Genomic DNA, 18,247 nt, shown 5'->3' with positions numbered 1-18,247 from the left:
CGATGTTGGTTCGATCCGGCCGGCGCCAGCACCGTGCGGCCCAGTGCCGACAAGAAGCGGCCGCCGCTGCGGCACAGCGACGGCCAGGTGGGTCTTCGGGGAGGAAGCAGGTGGGGCGCGGCGGCTCAGCCCCGCGCCTCGTCGTGGCGGCCGGATTCGTAGAGGAACCAGGTCCGGCGCTCGGTCTCGTCGATCCAGTTCTCGATCAGGCTGGCGCTGGCGACATCGCCATGCTCGTCGCACAGCGTGTGGGTGGCGCGCAGGAAGCCGGCGAGCGCGATGTTGTCGCTGCACAGTTCGGCCAGCATGTCCTGGGCGGTGACGAAATCGGCGTCATTGTCGTCGAGCCGCGACAGCCGGGCGATGTGGCCGACCGAACGCAGCGTGACGCCGCCGAGCTTGCGCGCGCGCTCGGCGATGTCGTCGGTCATGGCGAAGAGCTGGTCGCCCTGCTCGTCGAGCATGAGATGGTAATCGCGGAAGTGCGGGCCCGAGAGGTGCCAGTGGAAGTTCTTGGTCTTGATGTAGAGCGTGAACACGTCGGCCAGCAGCGTGGTCAGCGCGGCGGCGATGTCGGCGACGGCGTTGGAGGGCAGCGCGGTGGGAGTCCCCAGCGGGGCGAGGCGGCGCTTCTTGATAGCTTCGATGTCCATAACAGGCTCCTGAGGCTCGGTGCGGGGGCGCATGGGGTCGAAAACAGGACAAGCGTCAGCATGCGCCCCGAGGCGGCGCTCGTCTTGTCGGCTTGAACGGTGACGGTGGACCGGCTCTAGCGTGGGAGAGGCTGGCCCTTGAGGGCTTCGAACACGCAGCCCATGATGGTGTCGGCGTCGAAGGGCTTGGCGAGGAAGCCGGCGGCGCCCGCCTCCTCCGCACGCCGCTTCACCCGCTCCTCCGGGAAGCTGGTGATGAAGATCACGGGAAGGCCAACGCCCCGCGCCCGCAACGCTTCAAACAGTTCGATGCCGCTCATGGTCGGCATCTGTACATCGGTGACGAGGCAGGCGGTGCGCGGCATTGTCGGCGAGGCGAGAAAATCTTCCGCCGACGCGAACACCGTCGTCTTGAAGCCGAAGGACCGGACAAGGCTGGAGGTGGCCACGCGAACCGACTCATCATCATCGACGATGGCGATCATCGGAACTTCAGACACGGGGGCATTCCTTTCGCGGTCAAAGCGGCACGCCTTGGCGCGTTCCCTGAAGGATGGCGCGAAAGGTCCGGGATGCAAATCATACGGAGGTTTGCAATTTAAGCCTTTGTGATGCCAAGGCCGAGCGCTTCGGCCATCCGCACCAGATCCGCCAAAGACTTAGCGTTCATTTTGCGCATCACATGGCCGCGGTGGATCTTTACGGTGATCTCGGACAGATTGATCTGCGCCGCCACCTGCTTGTTCATCAGCCCGGAGGTGACGAGCGCCATCACTTCCTTCTCACGGGCGGTGAGCGACTGGTACAGCGCGCGTATGTCGGTCGCCGCCTTGTCGGCCTCGCTCTGCCGGCGGTCATGCTCCAGCGCCGTCGCGACCGCATCGAGCATGTCTTGGTCTCGGAACGGCTTGGTGAGAAAGTCCACCGCGCCCGCCTTCATCGCCCGCACCGTCATCGGAATATCGCCGTGGCCGGTCATGAAGATGATCGGCATGTTCATAGGCGAAGCGGCGATCTGGGCCTGGAAGTCCAGCCCGCTCACCCCTGGCAGGCGGATGTCGAGCACCAGGCAGCGCGGCGCGGCGGGCGGCTTGGCGGCGAGCAGTTCCGCCGCCGAACCATAAAGCTCGACCCGCAGTCCCACCGAGCGGAACAGGCTGCTCAGCGCCTCGCGCAACGCCTCGTCGTCATCGACGACAATCACCGTGGGCGCGGGCGCGGCGGCCGGAGTGCGACTGGACGAGGTATGGGAAATCACGGCGCCGGCTCCTTCAGTGCGGGCAGCTTGACGGTGAAATTCATCCCGTGATCGGGATTGGCGGCGAAGGCGATGCGCCCGCCATGGGCCTCGATGATCGAGCGGCAGATCGACAGTCCCATGCCGAGACCCTCCTTCTTCGTACTGTAGAAGGCGGTAAACAAATGCTCCGCGCCCGCCTCGTCCACGCCGATGCCGGTGTCGCGCACCTCCACCGCCACGCAGCCGGCCCCGCCGGCCACACCCTCCTGCCGGGTCGTGACCGCGAGGCGCCGCGCCCGGCCGGAGACGCCGGCCATGGCCTGTATGGCATTCATCATCAGGTTGATGACCACCTGCTGCAACTGTACGCGGTCGCCGGAGACATCCGGCAGCGCGCGCTGGAGGTCGAGCTGGACGGCGATGTGGTGCGAATCCGCCTCCCGCTCCACCAGCGTCAGCGCGTCCTCGACGATGTCGTTGAGGTTGAGCGCGACATGATCAGGATCGTCGCGCCGGGCCAGCGCCCGCAGCCGGGCAATCACATTGCTGGCGCGCCGTCCGTTGCTGATCATGCGCTCCACCGAGGCACGGGCCTCACCAAGGTCCGGGACCTCGCGCCCCAGCCAGCGCAGGCACGCCTCGCCATTGGTGACGACGGCGGCAAGCGGCTGGTTCACCTCATGGGCAATGGAGGCGGTAAGTTCGCCCATGGTCGCCACGCGCGCGGCATGGGCAAGCTCGGTCTGGGCCTTTTGCAGCATGGCTTCGGAGCGTTTGCGTTCGGTGATGTCGTTATTGGTCTCCATAACAGCAACCGGGCGGCCGGATTTGTCGCGTTGCAACGACCATCGGCTGAGCACGGTGACCTGCGCACCATCGCGCTTGAAATGGGTCAGCTCGCCCGCCCATTGCGAGTCCGCCAGTAGCGCCGCGTGGATGCGCGCCGGCGTGTCGGGAAAGCGGGTGCGCAGCAGGCTGGCGGCCGTCTGGCCCAGCGCCTCCGCCCGGCTCCAGCCATAGAGCTCCTCGGCGCCGTGGTTCCAGTAGGTGATCCTGTCGGCGAGATCGCGCACGAAGATGGCGTCGTGGGTGAGATTGAGGAGGTTCGCCTGCTCCCGCAGCGCCGAGGTCACCTGCTGGTTGCGCAAGGTGAGCAGGCTGGTGATGAGGATGGCGGACAGGCTGACGATCAGCCGCACCAGCGCCGACCCCTCCCAATCGTCCTGATGTACGATGACGAAACTGGTGAGCGTCAGCGCGATGCAGGTGCCCGAGACGGCCAGCACGCCGCGACGGCCGAGGAAATGCGCCGACGGCATGATGACGGCGACGTAGAGAACGGCGATGGCGGTATCGAGCGGGGTCAGCGTGTCGACGGCGAAGATCGGCGCTGCCATGACAGCGGCCAGAGCTGGAAAGAAATACGGTGATTTTCCCGTCATGCCGCCTCGTTCCTCCACCGCCCTGACGTTCCGTCAGACGGCGCATGACGGTTGAAGGGGCTGATTAAAGCTATCCTGTTCGCACGGTCCAGCGCCGATGCGGCGCGTCCTCCCTCATCCTCCCGCGCGCAGCTCCTTGGTTCGGAGGTACTTTTATAGTCTATCCCTCACCGGCGCGGTTCCCTCGGGCCGATGCCCCCTTCGGTATATCCGGGTGGCTCGCCGTACATACCAAGGTATGAGAGCGGACACCCAAGAGCATAGCGAACGAAACGCTGGTACGATTTTGTCTGGCGTCCAGCCGTCTACTCTCAACTCATCGAATTGCCTGATGATCTTGAGAGGATTTCAGATGCATTCCCCCGCAGCGAACACCACCGACAGCGGCGTGTATTGCGAGAGCGCAGAACGCCTTCAGGAAGCAGACGGCGCGATCACCGCCATTGACCGTAATGCGCGGGTCAAGTCGGCACTGCCGAAATGGCGTCTCAAGCGCGTCGTTGAGTATGTGAAGATGAATATTGGCGAGCGGATCACCCTCGCCGACATGGCCGGCGCCGCCGGGCTGAGCCGGATGCATTTCGCCGCTCAGTTCCGTCTCGCCACCGGCCTGCGCCCGCATGACTATCTGCTGCGCTGCCGGATTGAAGCCGCCCAGGAGCTGCTGGCGGGCACCAACCAGCGTGTGATCGACATCGCCCTCGCGGTCGGCTTCCAAACGCAGGCGCATTTCACCACGGTGTTCAAACGTGTTGCGGGTGACACGCCGCGCCACTGGCGGGTGGCCGAAGCCCGACGGTTCAAGGCGCAAAAGGCCGAGGCCGCGACGCGCCGCGACCACGGGGCCCACCCCCCGCTCGCCCTCATGGCCGCCGGCTGGCCGGGCCGTGCGGCGGCAACCGAGACGCGCGCCGCCATCGGCTTCTGACGCACGCCCTGCTTGCCGCCCCTGCCGGTGCCACCTGACCGGCCGGCGGTTTCGCGAAACCGCCACGCATATCTGCCATGCAGGCATGCACACACAAAAAGGCGCCTGCGCCCGCCTTTCGTGCTTTCACGAAAAAATATATCGCGCTATATATTATCGCGGACGATGCAACGGCGCTTCACGGATGTCGGCCGCGCATCACGAGTTTCCCGCGCCTTCCCCGGAAGCGCAGGAAGAGACTGGTTCCACCCCTCCATCAAAGGAATAGCGCTATGGGTTACGTCACGACCAAGGACGGCGTTGAGATCTTCTTCAAGGATTGGGGTCCGAAGGACGCCCAGCCCATCGTGTTTCATCATGGCTGGCCGCTGTCCTCCGACGACTGGGACGCGCAGATGCTGTATTTCCTCGGCAAGGGCTTCCGCGTCGTCGCCAGCGACCGGCGCGGCCATGGCCGCTCGGCTCAGGTCAGCGAAGGCCACGACATGGACCACTACGCCGCCGATGTCTCGGCGGTGGTGGAGCATCTCGACCTGAAGAACGCGGTGCATATCGGCCATTCCACCGGCGGCGGCCAGGTGGCGCGCTATGTCGCCAAGTTCGGCGAGCCGCAGGGCCGGGTGGCCAAGGCGGTGCTGGTCTCCGCCGTTCCCCCGATCATGGCCAAGACCGAAGCCTATCCCGGCGGCCTGCCGATCGAAGTGTTCGACGGCTTCCGCTCCGCGCTCGCCGCCAACCGCGCGCAGTTCTTCCTCGATGTCGCCTCCGGCCCGTTCTATGGCTTCAACCGCGAGGGTGCGCAGGTCTCGCAGGGCGCGATCAATAATTGGTGGCGCCAGGGCATGATGGGCAGCGCCAAGGCGCATTATGAAGGCATCAAGGCCTTCTCCGAGACCGACCAGACGGAAGATCTCAAGGCCATCAGCGTGCCGGTGCTGGTGATGCATGGCGAGGACGACCAGATCGTGCCGATCGGCAACTCCGCCCATCTCTCGGTGAAGCTGGTGCAGAACGGCACGCTGAAGACCTATCCGGGCTTCCCGCACGGCATGCTCACCACCCATGCCGATGTCATCAATCCGGACCTGCTCGCCTTCATCCAGGCCTGAGCGAACCGCAGATGACGTGACGGATGAGCGGCGATGCCTTCGCGGGCATCGCCGCTTTTTCGCGTGCAGCGAGCGGGAAATGCGGGCCATACCAAAGCGCTAGAGGCTGGAACGGGCGTATAATTTTCGCCGCCGACGCACCGCCTATGCTGGGCTCATCCACTTTCCCGGCAGGCGATACGATGAGCGACGTTCACGATGCACCGGCGCTGAATCTCGGCAGTCCGCAACTCGCTCTGGCGGCGGCACGGTCGTTCGTCGCCCCGTTTCGGCCGCGCCTTCTCTTCGGGCTGCGCCTCGCCACCTCGGTCAGCCTCGCGCTGTACATCACCTATTATCTCGAACTGCAGAACTCGTTCTGGGCGGCGACCACGGCGGCCATCGTCTGCCAGCCCAATCTCGGCGCCTCGCTGCAGAAGGGCCGCTTCCGCGCCATTGGCACCATTGTCGGCGGGCTGATGATGGTGGCGATGCTGGCGGTGTTTCCACAGCAACGCGACGCGCTGCTGTTCTGCCTCGCCCTCTGGTGCGGCCTGTGCGGGGTCGCGGTGGTGTTGCTGCGCAATTTCGCCTCCTATGCGGCGGCGCTCTCCGGCATCACCGCGGTGATCATCTTCGCCGACACGCTGGCGAATCCGGACACCGCGTTCTTTCTCGCCGTCATCCGAGTCGGTGAGATCTGCATCGGTATCGCCTCGGCCGGCTTGGTGATGGTGCTGACCGATTTCGGCGCGGCGCGCCGGCAACTGGCCGGCACGCTGCGCGGCACGGCGGAGCAACTCAGGGACGGCTTCCTCGCGACCCTGCAGCAGGGAGGCGAGCCCCCCGACCTCGTGGCCAGGCGCCGCGCTCTCACGCGCAGCCTCGGCCTGCTGCACACGCAGATCGACGCCGCCATCGGCGAATCCTCCTATCTGCGCTCGCGCGCCGGCAATCTGCAGCGGATGATGGACGGGCTGGTCGGCGCGCTCGTCGGCTGGCGCAATGCCGGCGCGCATCTCACCCTTCACCGCCCGAGCCGCGCGCCGCTGCGCGCCCATCTGGTCCCGCTGCTGGAACGCCTCGACCCGGCACAGCTCGACCACGCCCCCCGGCAGCTGCGGCAGGCGGCCGAGGAGGTCGCGGCACAGCTTGACACGCTTCCGGCCCGCGACGGCGCCGGACGCATCGCGCTCGATGCCACGCGCGAGGTCGTCGACGGCCTCGCCGGCCTCGCGGACGCCATCCTCCTGCTAGGGGAACCCAACAGCCCGCGCCTCGCGCCGCCACGCCGCCCCTTCGTGATCGCCGACCCGCTGCCGGCGCTGCTGAACGGGCTGCGCGTCTTCCTCACAGTGCTGCTCACCTCGGCCTTCTGGGTGGTGTCGGCCTGGCCGAACGGCGCCTTCGCCATCGTCTTCGCCGCCGCCGGCACGCTGATCTTCGGTTCTTTCGGCGACCAGGCGCGCGCCTTCGCCAAGGATTACGCGATGGGAGCGGCCGCGATGGTGGCGCTAGGCGGCGTGCTCTATTTCGCCGTGCTGCCGGGCCTCTCGACTTTCCCCGCCCTACTGACCCTGCTGTTCCTGCTCTACGTTCCGCTCGGCGTGATGCAGGCGGGCAGCTGGCACAATGTCGCCTTTCTCGGCATGTCCATCGCTGCGCTGCCGCTGCTAGGGGTGGGCAATCCGACAAGCTACGACGCCGCCGCCTATTTCAACCTCGCTCTGGCGATCGTCACCGGCACGGTCATCGGTACGCTGTTCTTCACCATTCTGCCGATGGTCCCGCCACAGCTGCGCGCCTGCCGGCTCATCGACCTTTCGCTGCGCGACTTCCGCCGCCTCCCCCGCTCCCCCGGCGCGACCACCGCCCTGCGCTGGACCGCCCGGCTAACCCGGCGGGCCGAAGCGCTGCCGCCGCAGGCGACGCCGGAGCAGGCCGGAAGCCTTATGGCGCTGCTCGCCCTCGGGCAGGTCGTCCTGCAACTCCGGGCGCTGGCGCCGCGCTCTCTGGCGGGGCCGGCATTGACGGAGGCGCTTGACGCGCTCGCGACCGGGCGCCTCGGCACGGCACGGACGACATTGCTGACCTTGAGCCAGCGGGACGATCTCGCCGGCACACCCACGGACGGCACCTCGGCCCCGCAGCAACTGAAGGCGCGTGCCGCAGTCGAGGTGATCCTCGACACGCTCGACCTGCACGCTGCGCTGCTTGCCTCGCCGGCCAGCCGATTCCCATTGCTCTGAAAGGGCCGAACGACATGTTCAGAGAAATCGACATTCTCGGGGTCTATGTCGCCCCCTTCGCCGTGATGATGCTGGCGGCCTGGGTGGCGACCTTTCCGCTCAGCCGGATCGCCAATCATTTCAGCCTGCCGCGCCGTGTCTGGCACCCCGGCCTGTTCAACCTCTGCATCTACATCATCCTGCTTTCGCTCATCGTCCTTTCTGTGGGGCCACGGCCATGACCATGCTCACCCCGGCCGCAGAGCGGCCGTCGACCTTTCGCGCCCTGCTCTCTGTGGGGCTCACGCTCTGCGCCCTCGCCGCCGCAGGCTTGCTCGGCTGGTGGACCTGGCGGACCTATATGGATACCCCGTGGACGCGCGACGGCACGGTGCGCGCCTATGTGGTGACGGTGACCCCGCAGGTCTCCGGCCGCATCGTCGAGATGCCGGTCAAGGACGACCAGTTCGTGCACAAGGGCGATGTTCTCATGGTGATCGAGCCCGACGACTACCAGATCGCGCTGGCCAATGCCGACGCCGCCGTGACCCGGGCCAAGGCCGATCTCGACAACAAGCAGGCGCAGGCGCAGCGGCGCGCCGATCTCGATGCCCTCGCCGTGTCCAAGGAGGAGCAGCAGGCCTTTGCCGCCGCCGCCGAAATGGCGCAGGGCGCCTATCAGCAGGCACTGGCCAATCGCGACCAGGCGCGGCTCAATCTCAGCCGCACGCGGATCGTCGCGCCGGTCAATGGCTACGTCACCAATCTCCTCGTCCAGCCCGGCGACTATGCCACCAGCGGCCAGCGCGCGCTGTCGGTGGTGGACAGCGACAGCTTCTGGGTCGACGCCTATTTCGAGGAATCGGTGCTGAGTGGCGTCCATGTCGGGGATACGGCGCGGGTGGCGCTGATGGCCTATCCCGGCACGTTGAGCGGCAAGGTCACGGGCGTCGGGCGCGGCATCGCGGTGCCCAACGCGCAGCCCGACGGTTCCGGCCTCGCCACGGTGAATCCGGTCTTCACCTGGGTCCGCCTGGCCCAGCGCGTCCCTGTGCGCGTGGTACTCGATCCTGTGCCGGCCGGCATCACCCTCGTCGCCGGGCTGACGGCGACCGTCTCCATCACCGGCGACGGGTCGGGCGGCTGACGGGCCGCATGCCCGCCGTCATTGCCGGCGCGCCGGCCGCACATGTTGCAGCCCGCGCACCAGGGTGCGGCGGAGACGGGAGGCGATGCCATGCTGCGGGGCGTCGAGGATCGCCGTCTCCGACAGCAGACGGGCGGCAAGCGCGCGCGCAGGCGTCGACGGCAGGAGGGTTGCGATAGAGGCGGTCCGCGCATCGCCATAAAGCCGCGCGGCAAGATCGAGCGCGATGCCGGCCTCCAGCGCCCAGCCCCGTCGCACGGCCGTTTCGGCAAAGGCCTGCGCCGTCTGCACCTCCATCGCCCGCGCGGCCTGCAGCACGTCGACGATGAGCCGCAGCGCGTGAAATTTGTGGCCGGCGGCCGCATGAGCCACGGCGACCATGAGCCGGCCAGCCGGCGCCTCGGCGCCGCCGAAGGCGGCGAGGTCGTCCAGCGACAGGGACACGGTGCGGCGCAGCAGCGGATAATGCACGAGGTTCAGGTGAACCTCGACCAGCACATTCGGAGCCTGACGGGCGGTCCATTTGAATTCGCCATAGGCGGCCGAATGGTCGATGGTCTTGCGCGGAGCCGGCACGAAATCCAGCGCCTCGAGCGTCGCCTCGACCATCGCCCGGTCCTCGGGCTGCACCAGCATATCGATGTCGGTGAAGGGCCGGTCGGAGGCATGCGGGTAGAGCGCCGCGAAGGCGCGGCCCTTGACGATGGCGAAACGCACCTGCGCGGGCGCCAAGCCTGCGGCGATGCGGCCGGCATAATGCGTCAGCAGCAGGCCGTGGGCGGTGAGTAGTTCCAATTCCCGATGCGCCTTATCGAGCGCCACCGCGGTTTCCGCCGTCCGCATGTCGCGCAGGCGGCGCCACAGGACCGGCAGCACGAGGTGTGCTCGCGCCGCCGCCAGCAGTTGCGGCACGGCGGCGGGAGGAAGGGTCGACAGATCCGGACCCGGCCCCTCAGGGTCGGATAGGGCGAGCAGCCAGCGGGCATGAGTGGGGCAGAGCGGAGTGCGGCTCATGCCTGTGCGAGCCCCTGCCGAAGCGCCTCGCCGACATCGGCGAGATCGTCGCCCACCCGCAGCTCATAGGTGGGCGCATGGCCGACCGCCCGGCTCATGGCCACGAATCGCCTCAACTGGTGCTGGGGCACGCCGGTCGTCGCGCGATTGAGATTGTCGGCCGCAAAGCCGGAGAGAAAAACGTCGCGGGCCATCGGCTCGCAGCGCGTGCCCCCCGCCCGGCGCCCACCCAGCCAGACAAGCGCTTCCAATGGCAGCACGTGGCCGGGCGGCGCCACGCCGAGCCCGCTGATGGGCGCGAGGTCGAGCGGCTGCTCGCCGGCGGAGTCCCAGTCGCCGCCAAGGCCTGACGCAAGCGCGGGCAACAGTGCGGCCGTCGCCCGGTGGACTTTGGGACGGCGGGGAAGGCCCCATATGTCCACGCCCCGGCACCGGGACAGAGCACTGCGCCATCATCGGACATCAGGCCGAACCCCTGTTGGGCCAGAGCGAGCGCCGTTGTGGTCTTCCCCGCCCCGCTCGGCGCCGCCAGCAGAATGGCCCCGGCCCCGCCGGGCCGCACCAGAGCGGCGGCATGGACGAGCTGCTGCCCCACGCTGTCGAGCGCAGCCGCCATCATGAAGACGCCGGCCTGGCCCATCAGCAATCTCTCACTGCCGGGGGCGACCATCGCACGCCCCGTGCCACCCGCGCGATCGGCCTCGATACGCAGTTCGCTCCCGCAAAGCAGGACGAGCGCGTCGGGCGTCTCAAACAGCCGGAAAAGGGAGCCGGTTTCCATCTGCCCTTCGTGCAGCACAAGCCCCTGCGCTCCAGCGCTGTCGGGTCGACCGCGTTCCAGGCGCCATGTCGGCGGCGCGGCCCCGGCAGGGTCCCGTTCAAGCCCGTTAAGAAGGGCGCGCAGGGGTGGAAGCAGGCAGGCATCGGAACCTTCGACCACCCAGTTCTCCGCGCCAAGGGCAAAGCAGAGCCTGTGCATCAACCCACGTCCGGCAAGGAATGGATGAAGACCGTCGTCATTCCCGGGTTGGGAGGGTTGAGAACGACCTCGTCGCCGATCACGATCCAGCAATGCACCACGCCATCCGGGGCCTTCAGGCCTGCCGCGTCGACGCCGAAATGCAGGGCTGGCCGGTGGCCGGCACTGTGAAGGGCGCGGAAGGCCAGAAGCCCCTGCCGCAGGCAACGCCGGTCGCGCATCATCCACGGCCGCCGCGTCGCCGCGACCACGGCGGCGACGATCTCCGTCACCGGCAGGCCCTGCGCGTCAATGTTGCGGAGCGGGCGATTCGCGAGTGCCAGCAGACCGGCGAAGTCCCGGCCCAGCACCCGAAGCGGCAGCGAGCGCGCCTCCCACCACAGCCGTCGACGCAGCGCCTCCCGGGTCATGACGCGGAGGGCACCTGCTCTACGATGCCGTCGTCCAGAAGCTGCCGACTCAGGGCAAGCAGATCCCGCTCCAGAACATCGCGGTCCACGTCGAAACCGTCCATGAGGAGGGAGGCGATGTCGGCCAGGGTGCGCTCCCCATCCATGGCGGAGAGCAGCGCCTGCGCCGTGGTATTCGCCGAGTACAGCTGGCCACTGTCGATTCGCAGCACGACGGCGCTGTCACCGAGCGGCTGGAAGCTGGCGAGCGGGGAAACGCGAAGCACACAGTCCAATTCCAATTCGTCCTCCCCGCCAGCGTGTGGCGACACGTTGAGCGGTCTCACATGCCACGCGCGGGGCACACGCACCAGAGGCTGGGTAGTGTCGAACTGCAAATGCGAACGGGCCACCGTGCGCGTCTCCGGAGTCGGTTGACACGCTACCCCAGCAGTGATGCGTCGGGCGTCGATCCCGTTGTCCCGGTGTCAGGCGCGCCAGTCGTACCGGCAGGCTAAGGATCCGAGCGCAGGCGCTCCACGCCGCGCGTTGCCGTCTCCGCGATCACATCTCATCCCCGACGTGTCAGGCGCCGGGGATACTTCTATCCCGATTGGCACGCAGTTCCGACCGCAGATCCTGCGCGGAGTTCGCAAGCGAATGTGTTGCTTCCGCTGCGAGCGATCCCGGCCCCCCTATTTCACACCGGCGGGCCGAATGGCTGTGTCGACAATGTGACGCGAGGCACCGACTTCGCTCTGCCCACTGCTTCCCCTTTTGGGCAGCGTTGACACCCCAATTGGGCGATGACATGTGAATGATTGTTGCGATTTAATTCTAAATTGGGGTTGGGAATGAAGAAGACATATGTGTCGCCGACGGTCACGAAGACGGTTCGTTTGACCTCCGCGTCAGAACCCGTTCCGGTAGTCCCGGTGTCCGGGGCGCCGCTCGTGCCGCCGACCTGAGCGCCGGAGCGCGCGCGTTTTCGCACCGCGCTTTGTCGTCCTGCTATCAAATGGGCATCTCTGGCACGACAGGCGCCTGAGATGCCTTTTTTCTGACGAATTATTCGACCTCTGCGCCGCATCATGGGCGGCATTGGCAACGCGCGCAGTTTCGCGCCAGGGCACCGGTCCGGGGGCGCATGGCCTCCCTTTCTCGCACAGCGACGACGACGGCTGTGTCAGCAAAATCGCACTGTGTCGTCGATGTCGTGCCGCCCCGCACCTCCGCCTCAGAGATCGTTGACACCGTAATTGGCCAATGACATGTGAATGAATGTTGCGAGTTAAGTCGGAACTGGGGGAGTGAATGAAGAAACCATACGTGCCGCCAGCGGTCATGCAGACCGTTCGGCTGAGTTCAGCATCGGCGCCTGCGCCGGTTATCCCGGTGTCCGGAGTGCCGTTTGTGCCGCCGGCGCCTCCTCCTCCGCCGCCGCCGCCGTGAGGCTAGACGTGCGGGCGTAAGCGCCACGCGTGTTTGCGCTTCAGAACGTGCAGGCCCATCCTTGGCGGGATGGGCCTTTTGCTTATGCGCGTCACCTCATAGCGGCATGTACGTCTCACGGGCCGGCTGACATGGAAACGCGGACATGGCTAGGCTGCGTCTCGACTGCTATCCCCTATTCAAGGACCCGCCGCTCATCGTTCCCGGCGCCTCCGAACGCGACTGGATGGACGGCACGCCGGACCGCTTCGCCTATCGCTGCACGCCGCTCTCCATCGCCAATGCCTCCGGCTGGGAACTCATCAATCCCGTCGACCTGACCGCGAGCTGGAATGGCGGCGCCAGCCTGGAGGATATCGTCGTCCGTGCCGACGATGGCAGCGTGCCCGCCTATGCGTCGTCGCATTTCGGCTCCGGCATCCTCACCTTTCAGACCGGCTACCTCTTCCGCACCGACCCGGACTGGGTGATCTGGTGCCGCGGATCGCCCAACCGCATGAAGGCCGGTATTGCGCCGCTCGACGGCATCGTCGAGACCAACTGGGCACCCTTCACCTTCACCATGAACTGGCGCTTTCTCCAGCCCGGCAGCGTGCGCTTCGCGGCCGGAGAGCCGTTCTGCTTCTTGAGCCTCTGGCCCAGCGTGGCGCTTGAGGATGTGACGCCGCGCCTGCGCCCGCTGGCGTCCGACCCCGATCTGGAGCGGGAATATGCCAGCTGGCGGGACTCCCGCCTCGCCTTCAACCGGAAGCTGGCGCAGCAGGACCCGGAGGCGCAGACGCAGAAATGGCAGCGCTTCTACCTGCAGGGCCAGTCTCCCACCGGCAAGCTCCGGGCGACCGACGATCACCGCATCAAGCGTCGGCTGGCAGCCCCCGAGCGGGACGCCCGCTTCGGCGATCTGGCGCCGCAGGGCGTGAGCTATGTGCACGGGCAGGCGGGCGACCACGGCACGGCGCAGGCGGACGGTGCCGATCTTGATGAGACCGCCGTGTTCAAGGCCGTTGCGGCGCACACCGCCGGCGACGAGGCGACAGAGATGAACGAGACGGCGCGTAGCGCGGTCGCGCTGATGGACGGCACACGTTCCATGGCCGACATCATCGACACGCTGCTCGACGAGTTCGAGGTGGAGCGGGCGACGCTGGCGGCGGATCTGCTCCAGTTGGCTGCGGATCTGCTCGCCCGCCACGCCATTGCCCGCGTGCGCTGAAGCCCCCCTCCCCGCTCGATTGTCCGCGCCGGCAGATCATGGTATTGATGCGGACAGTGACACTGCGAACCAGGGAGGGGCGCGCATGACTATTTTGTTTCGTCGGCCCACCCCGGCTGTGATCCGGCACGGCTAGTTCGGCAGGCTGAGGAGCCGCGCTCCCCCGCCGCTCCATCACCTATTTCCCGCTCTGAACTGATTTCCGTTCGCAGGAGAGGCGCGCCTGTCGCGCCTGCATTTCCCATGTCATTCCCGATTGAACGCGGCAGCGACGCGCTGCGCAATGTGCTCGCCTTCACCTTCCGTCACTGGGCGCGCCGCTGGCCCATGGCGGCCGGCATCGGTGTGGCCATCGTGCTGGCAACGCTGACCGAGATTTTCGTGCCGCTCTATGCCGGCCGGCTGATCGACGCCCTCACCGCCGGCAAGAGCGAGGCGCCCGCCGCGCTGCATGCCTTTGTCATGATGGCGGGGCTCGGCCTCGTCATGGTGCTGCTGCGCCATCTCGCCTGGTGGGGCGTGGTACCGCTGACGCTGGGCATCATGTCGGATGTGGTGCGCGAGGCCTTCCACCGCGTGCAGCGCTTTTCCAGCGACTGGCACGCCAACAGCTTCGCCGGCTCCACCGTGCGCAAGATCACTCGCGGCATGTGGGCGCTCGACGTCATCAACGACGTGCTTCTGCTCTCGCTGCTGCCCTCCGTAGTGGTTTTGACTGGCACGGTGCTGCTGCTGATGCTGCACTGGCCGGTGATGGGGCTGGTGATGGCGGCGGGCGCGCTGGCCTATGGCGCGCTCACCGTCCTGCTGGCGACCCGCGTCGTCGCGCCGGCGGCGCGGCTATCCAACGCCTGGGACACCCGCATTGGTGGCATCCTCTCCGACACGCTCGGCGCCAACCAGGTGGTGAAGGCGTTCGGCGCCGAGGCGCGCGAGGACGAGCGGCTCGGCGCCGTGGTCACGCGCTGGCGCCGGCGGGTGCGGCGCACCTGGATGCTGTCGACCTGGAGCGCCAGCAGCGAGTTCGCCCTGCTCTGGCTGGTGCGCACCACTGTCACCGCCACGGCGCTGTGGCTGTGGTGGCAGGGGCGCGCCACGCCGGGCGACGTGACCTATGTGCTCACCACCTATTTCGTGCTGCACGGCTATCTCCGCGAGATCGGCCAGCATGTGCACAATCTCCAGCGGGCAGTGAACGACATGGAGGAGATGGTCGACCTGCACGCCCTCACGGCCGGGGTCGCCGACCGCGACGCGGCGCAGCCCCTGGCGGTGCGCGGCGGCGAGGTGCGCTTCGAGAACGTCACCTTCCATTATGGACGGCACGCCGCGCCGCTGTTCGACGGGCTGGATGTGGTGATCCCCGCGGGGCAACGCGTGGGCCTTGTCGGCCCGTCCGGCTCGGGCAAGACCACCTTCGTCAAGCTGCTGCAGCGGCTCTACGATGTCACCGGCGGCCGGGTGGCGATTGACGGGCACGATGTGCGCGAGGTGGCGCAGGCCTCTCTGCGCCAGCAGATCGCCATCGTGCAGCAAGAGCCGATCCTGTTCCACCGCACGCTGGCGGAGAACATCGCCTATGCCCGGCCCGGCGCCACCGAAGCGGAGATCGAGCGCGCGGCGCGACTCGCCAATGCGCATGATTTCATCGTGCGACTGCCGAAGGGCTATCGCACGCTGGTCGGCGAACGGGGCGTGAAGCTCTCCGGCGGCGAGCGCCAGCGCGTGGCGATCGCCCGCGCCTTCCTGGCCGACGCGCCGATCCTCATTCTGGACGAGGCGACCTCCAGCCTCGATTCGGAATCGGAAGCGGCGATCCAGCAGGCGATGGAGCGGCTGATGCAGGGGCGCACCGCCATCGTCATCGCGCACCGGCTTTCCACGGTGCGGGCGATGGACCGCATCCTGGTCTTCGAACATGGCCGCATTCTTGAGGATGGACGGCATGACGATCTGCTGGCGCGTCGGGGCGGTCGCTACCGGCGCCTTTTCGAACGGCAATCGGACGGAATGGCGCAGATCGCGGAAACGCAGGCGGGATGAGCGGCGGTTAGCGGAAGAACCATGCCCCCCCGCCGGCCCCGACTGCCGCCATTACGCAGGCGGAAAGGAGGGCCGGCGGGGACACGGGTGACAGGCTCCTGCTTTCCAGCTGGAGCCTGTTCCGGTTTCGCGGAGTAGCCTTTAGGGTCAGCGCCGCTATGCGCCGTCTGAGTTCCGCGAGCCAGCGTCGGCCTGGCGGGACAACGAACGCCGAGCGGAAGGCTCTCCGCGCCGGCGCCCTAGGCGAGGGCCGTTCAACCGCCCGCCCTCGGCGACGGCGTCAGAGCGAGAGACTTCGAGGCCGGCGAGATAGAGGCGCGCTTTTGTGGCTCGCAGTCTGGAACAGACCCCCGTCAATCGAGACCAGCCTGATCGCCCGGGTCACTGGAGCTAGCTCTGGCTCCGGCGGCGTTGTGGGGCGGGTCGGTACGCTTGCGCGTCTCGATCATGGCTGCGCCTGAAGAGACAGGAAGGGCACCGTTGAGCCGGGCGGCATGGTGGCCGGCAGCTTTCCGTCCCACTTCTCGGCCGTGGTGAGCGGCACAAGGTGGGGGTTGTCGCGCACGGCGTCCCCCTTGGCGCGGATGGCGAGCGCTTCGGCCTCGCCACGAAGGCGTATGGCGTCAGCTTCCGCCTGGGCGGCGGCGCGAACGGCGTCGGCGGAGGCGTGAGCCTGCGTCACGACGATCTCGGCCTGCACCTTCTCGCGCTCGGCATTCTGGCGGAGCTTCTGAACCTCGACTTCTGCCAGCATGCGCTGCTCGATTGACTTCTCGTAGGCGTCGCTGAAATCGATGTTTTCGATCTGGACGGCCTCGATGGTTACGGGCGCATCGAGCGAGCGGATGCCTTCGTGCACGGCGGCAGCTATGTCCGCATTCAGACGGGTTCGCTCCTGAATGGCGGTCACGGCATTGTAGCGGCCGAAGACATTCTTGACCTGCTCTTTGACCTTGGGTGTGATGATGCGATCCGCGACACGCTGGGTGTCGCCGAAGCGGCTGTAGAGATCCGCCACCTCGGTCGAAGGCACCCGATAGATGACCGACAGATCGATTTCGGCCGGCTGCTGATCTCGGGAATAGGCGGGCAGCTGCTCGTATTTGATGACCTGTGTTTCAAGCGGCACCGTAACGACACTGTCCACCAGTGGCAGCTTGAAATGCAGGCCCGGCGCTGCCTCGCCGATAAAGGCGCCATTACGCAGGATGACGCCACGCTCGCGCTGATCGATCGTATACCAACCGCCCAACAATAGGGTGAGGCCGAGCAAGAGCGCGATGCCGCCTGTGACGAGGGAGACGACGCGGGTCATTCGGTTTCTCCTTTACGCTTGGCATCGAACCATGACGTAGGACCACGGGCGATCAGCAGGGCTACCACGAGGGCACCGATGAAGGTAAGGGCCGCCATCGTTAGACCCTCATCGGCCTAGGGACGCAGAGCGCGTCGGCGGCTTCGGCGGGGCGGAAGAGGGTGTGGGAACCGGGATCGGCGAGCTTTCTTTTCGCGAATGCCTGCCGTGCCGAGAATGCAGCTCTTTGATTTTAAAGAGATTGTTGGCTGGGGCGGGAGGATTCGAACCTCCGCATGGGGGAATCAAAATCCCCTGCCTTACCGCTTGGCGACGCCCCAATGGTCGCGCCGCTATCGGCGCGTTCCGTGGGGGCGGACATAGCCACAGCTTGACGCCGCTTTCAACCTCGACGCATCCGCCGGCCACAACAGGCTTATCCACTGCTCGCTGTGCAAGTGGTGGTGGGGCCCTTGCCGGGCGGCTCATTGCCATGTTACAGGCTGCGCGCCGCGGCGGAGTGTAGCGCAGCCTGGTAGCGCACCTCGTTCGGGACGAGGGGGTCGCAGGTTCAAATCCTGCCACTCCGACCACGCGGACCCGAGACATATCAATGTCTTGGGACATGGGCGCACCAGGGCCCTTGAGAGACGCGCTCCCAAGAGCGCAGAGAAACCTAAGCCCTTATTCGAGGTCGTCCGGCACGAGGCCGTAACGCACGATCTCGACCGCCGGCTGAAAATCCCCGGTATTCGGATCCCCCGTCCGCGAAAAAGCGACCACGCCGGCCTTCTGGCCCTTGAGCGCGCGTGCCATGGCTTCCGCCTGCCCCCGGCTCTGCGCCTCGCGCGGCTCTTCGGGGATGAGGTCGCCTTCCTCATTGGCGACGAAGGACAGCACGACATAGTAGGTGGTGGACATTTGGTGGGACCCCTCGCTGCGGAACGGACGCTGACAGATCAAGCCGAGGCGCCCAGCGGCGCACCTGAAGCGCGCTTGCCCGTTGCGACACGCCGAAGGGGGCCTTCAAGGCCCCCAGCCGCCTCACCACCCGCGCCTCTTCCGCCCTCGTGAACGCTCTGGCCGCGCGGGTCAAGCGCGCATGAGGCGGGGACGGCACCCGGCCCGTCCGGGGCC

17 protein-coding genes and 2 tRNA genes are annotated in these 18,247 nt (G+C 67.1%); 8 read left to right on the top strand and 11 right to left on the bottom strand.

Annotated elements, in window-relative coordinates:
- Nucleotides 1-125 precede the first annotated feature (125 nt).
- The 4 genes from ACO07Z_RS18320 to ACO07Z_RS18305 form a co-directional block, all read right to left on the bottom strand.
- A complete protein-coding gene (locus ACO07Z_RS18320; protein ID WP_421700011.1) occupies nt 126-653 on the bottom strand; it encodes a Dps family protein in 528 nt (175 codons plus the stop codon).
- A 116-nt stretch (nt 654-769) separates the two neighbouring features.
- Nucleotides 770-1,138, bottom strand: a complete 369-nt coding sequence (locus tag ACO07Z_RS18315; RefSeq protein ID WP_421700841.1) for a response regulator transcription factor — start codon at nt 1,136-1,138, stop codon at nt 770-772.
- Nucleotides 1,139-1,251: 113 nt separating this feature from the next.
- Nucleotides 1,252-1,911, bottom strand: coding sequence for a response regulator transcription factor (locus ACO07Z_RS18310; protein ID WP_421700010.1), 660 nt, complete (start codon nt 1,909-1,911; stop codon nt 1,252-1,254).
- Nucleotides 1,908-3,290 (bottom strand): two-component system sensor histidine kinase NtrB, encoded by a 1,383-nt coding sequence (locus ACO07Z_RS18305; RefSeq protein ID WP_421700009.1) that lies wholly within the window; start codon nt 3,288-3,290, stop codon nt 1,908-1,910. The genes ACO07Z_RS18310 and ACO07Z_RS18305 overlap by 4 nt, the downstream gene beginning before the upstream one ends.
- Before the next feature lie 283 nt (nt 3,291-3,573).
- On the opposite strand from ACO07Z_RS18305, the gene ACO07Z_RS18300 reads away from it, so the two are divergent.
- From ACO07Z_RS18300 to ACO07Z_RS18280, 5 genes are all read left to right on the top strand, one after another.
- The gene (locus tag ACO07Z_RS18300; protein WP_421700008.1) at nt 3,574-4,263 is read left to right on the top strand and encodes a helix-turn-helix domain-containing protein; all 690 of its coding nucleotides are present in this window, start codon (nt 3,574-3,576) and stop codon (nt 4,261-4,263) included.
- Nucleotides 4,264-4,535: 272 nt separating this feature from the next.
- The gene (locus ACO07Z_RS18295; protein ID WP_244375242.1) at nt 4,536-5,372 is read left to right on the top strand and encodes an alpha/beta fold hydrolase; all 837 of its coding nucleotides are present in this window, start codon (nt 4,536-4,538) and stop codon (nt 5,370-5,372) included.
- Nucleotides 5,373-5,554: 182 nt separating this feature from the next.
- Nucleotides 5,555-7,600 carry an FUSC family protein gene (locus tag ACO07Z_RS18290; protein ID WP_421700007.1) on the top strand — a complete coding sequence of 682 codons (2,046 nt, stop codon included), beginning with the start codon at nt 5,555-5,557 and terminating at the stop codon, nt 7,598-7,600.
- A 14-nt stretch (nt 7,601-7,614) separates the two neighbouring features.
- The gene (locus ACO07Z_RS18285) at nt 7,615-7,821 is read left to right on the top strand and encodes a DUF1656 domain-containing protein (protein ID WP_421700006.1); all 207 of its coding nucleotides are present in this window, start codon (nt 7,615-7,617) and stop codon (nt 7,819-7,821) included.
- Nucleotides 7,818-8,726: an efflux RND transporter periplasmic adaptor subunit gene (locus ACO07Z_RS18280; protein WP_421700005.1), complete on the top strand. Its 909-nt coding sequence runs from the start codon at nt 7,818-7,820 to the stop codon at nt 8,724-8,726. The genes ACO07Z_RS18285 and ACO07Z_RS18280 overlap by 4 nt, the downstream gene beginning before the upstream one ends.
- A gap of 18 nt (nt 8,727-8,744) precedes the next feature.
- Here the strand turns inward: ACO07Z_RS18280 and ACO07Z_RS18275 are convergent, their stop codons facing one another.
- The 4 genes from ACO07Z_RS18275 to ACO07Z_RS18260 all read right to left on the bottom strand — a co-directional run bounded on the left by ACO07Z_RS18275 (nt 8,745) and on the right by ACO07Z_RS18260 (nt 11,521).
- Complete coding sequence (locus ACO07Z_RS18275; protein ID WP_421700004.1) at nt 8,745-9,740, bottom strand: nucleotidyltransferase family protein; 996 nt, start codon at nt 9,738-9,740, stop codon at nt 8,745-8,747.
- Nucleotides 9,737-10,105, bottom strand: coding sequence for a hypothetical protein (locus ACO07Z_RS18270; protein WP_421700003.1), 369 nt, complete (start codon nt 10,103-10,105; stop codon nt 9,737-9,739). The genes ACO07Z_RS18275 and ACO07Z_RS18270 overlap by 4 nt, the downstream gene beginning before the upstream one ends.
- Nucleotides 10,106-10,718: 613 nt before the next feature.
- Complete coding sequence (locus tag ACO07Z_RS18265; RefSeq protein WP_421700002.1) at nt 10,719-11,129, bottom strand: lasso peptide biosynthesis B2 protein; 411 nt, start codon at nt 11,127-11,129, stop codon at nt 10,719-10,721.
- Nucleotides 11,126-11,521, bottom strand: a complete 396-nt coding sequence (locus ACO07Z_RS18260; protein WP_421700001.1) for a PqqD family protein — start codon at nt 11,519-11,521, stop codon at nt 11,126-11,128. The genes ACO07Z_RS18265 and ACO07Z_RS18260 overlap by 4 nt, the downstream gene beginning before the upstream one ends.
- 1,184 nt (nt 11,522-12,705) lie before the next feature.
- On the opposite strand from ACO07Z_RS18260, the gene ACO07Z_RS18255 reads away from it, so the two are divergent.
- Both ACO07Z_RS18255 and ACO07Z_RS18250 read left to right on the top strand, forming a co-directional pair.
- Complete coding sequence (locus tag ACO07Z_RS18255) at nt 12,706-13,773, top strand: DUF6065 family protein (RefSeq protein WP_421700000.1); 1,068 nt, start codon at nt 12,706-12,708, stop codon at nt 13,771-13,773.
- Between the two features lie 243 nt (nt 13,774-14,016).
- Nucleotides 14,017-15,816, top strand: coding sequence for an ABC transporter ATP-binding protein (locus ACO07Z_RS18250; protein ID WP_421699999.1), 1,800 nt, complete (start codon nt 14,017-14,019; stop codon nt 15,814-15,816).
- Nucleotides 15,817-16,261: 445 nt separating this feature from the next.
- Here the strand turns inward: ACO07Z_RS18250 and ACO07Z_RS18245 are convergent, their stop codons facing one another.
- Together ACO07Z_RS18245 and ACO07Z_RS18240 are read right to left on the bottom strand one after the other, a co-directional pair.
- Nucleotides 16,262-17,131, bottom strand: coding sequence for a prohibitin family protein (locus ACO07Z_RS18245; protein WP_421699998.1), 870 nt, complete (start codon nt 17,129-17,131; stop codon nt 16,262-16,264).
- A gap of 245 nt (nt 17,132-17,376) precedes the next feature.
- Nucleotides 17,377-17,451: transfer RNA gene (locus ACO07Z_RS18240), tRNA-Gln, on the bottom strand.
- 175 nt (nt 17,452-17,626) lie between these two features.
- Here ACO07Z_RS18240 and ACO07Z_RS18235 point away from each other — a divergent pair.
- Nucleotides 17,627-17,703, top strand: a tRNA-Pro gene (locus ACO07Z_RS18235).
- 91 nt (nt 17,704-17,794) lie between these two features.
- Here ACO07Z_RS18235 and ACO07Z_RS18230 read toward each other — a convergent pair.
- A complete protein-coding gene (locus ACO07Z_RS18230) occupies nt 17,795-18,031 on the bottom strand; it encodes a hypothetical protein (protein ID WP_421699997.1) in 237 nt (78 codons plus the stop codon).
- Nucleotides 18,032-18,247: the final 216 nt, after the last annotated feature.

Source organism: Ancylobacter sp. (assembly GCF_965229075.1).
Classification (GTDB): Bacteria; Pseudomonadota; Alphaproteobacteria; order Rhizobiales; family Xanthobacteraceae; genus Ancylobacter.
This window is presented reverse-complemented; position numbering and strand designations above follow the sequence as displayed.

What these genes read in the sequence shown, in the direction of transcription:
- ACO07Z_RS18245 (WP_421699998.1), bottom strand. Translation starts at nt 17,131, where the DNA reads ATGACCCGCGTCGTCTCCCTCGTCACAGGCGGCATCGCGCTCTTGCTC.
- ACO07Z_RS18255 (WP_421700000.1), top strand. Translation starts at nt 12,706, where the DNA reads ATGGCTAGGCTGCGTCTCGACTGCTATCCCCTATTCAAGGACCCGCCG.
- ACO07Z_RS18320 (WP_421700011.1), bottom strand. Translation starts at nt 653, where the DNA reads ATGGACATCGAAGCTATCAAGAAGCGCCGCCTCGCCCCGCTGGGGACT.
- ACO07Z_RS18265 (WP_421700002.1), bottom strand. Translation starts at nt 11,129, where the DNA reads ATGACCCGGGAGGCGCTGCGTCGACGGCTGTGGTGGGAGGCGCGCTCG.
- ACO07Z_RS18275 (WP_421700004.1), bottom strand. Translation starts at nt 9,740, where the DNA reads ATGAGCCGCACTCCGCTCTGCCCCACTCATGCCCGCTGGCTGCTCGCC.
- ACO07Z_RS18285 (WP_421700006.1), top strand. Translation starts at nt 7,615, where the DNA reads ATGTTCAGAGAAATCGACATTCTCGGGGTCTATGTCGCCCCCTTCGCC.
- ACO07Z_RS18315 (WP_421700841.1), bottom strand. Translation starts at nt 1,138, where the DNA reads ATGATCGCCATCGTCGATGATGATGAGTCGGTTCGCGTGGCCACCTCC.
- ACO07Z_RS18230 (WP_421699997.1), bottom strand. Translation starts at nt 18,031, where the DNA reads ATGTCCACCACCTACTATGTCGTGCTGTCCTTCGTCGCCAATGAGGAA.
- ACO07Z_RS18305 (WP_421700009.1), bottom strand. Translation starts at nt 3,290, where the DNA reads ATGGCAGCGCCGATCTTCGCCGTCGACACGCTGACCCCGCTCGATACC.
- ACO07Z_RS18295 (WP_244375242.1), top strand. Translation starts at nt 4,536, where the DNA reads ATGGGTTACGTCACGACCAAGGACGGCGTTGAGATCTTCTTCAAGGAT.
- ACO07Z_RS18280 (WP_421700005.1), top strand. Translation starts at nt 7,818, where the DNA reads ATGACCATGCTCACCCCGGCCGCAGAGCGGCCGTCGACCTTTCGCGCC.
- ACO07Z_RS18290 (WP_421700007.1), top strand. Translation starts at nt 5,555, where the DNA reads ATGAGCGACGTTCACGATGCACCGGCGCTGAATCTCGGCAGTCCGCAA.
- ACO07Z_RS18300 (WP_421700008.1), top strand. Translation starts at nt 3,574, where the DNA reads ATGAGAGCGGACACCCAAGAGCATAGCGAACGAAACGCTGGTACGATT.
- ACO07Z_RS18250 (WP_421699999.1), top strand. Translation starts at nt 14,017, where the DNA reads ATGTCATTCCCGATTGAACGCGGCAGCGACGCGCTGCGCAATGTGCTC.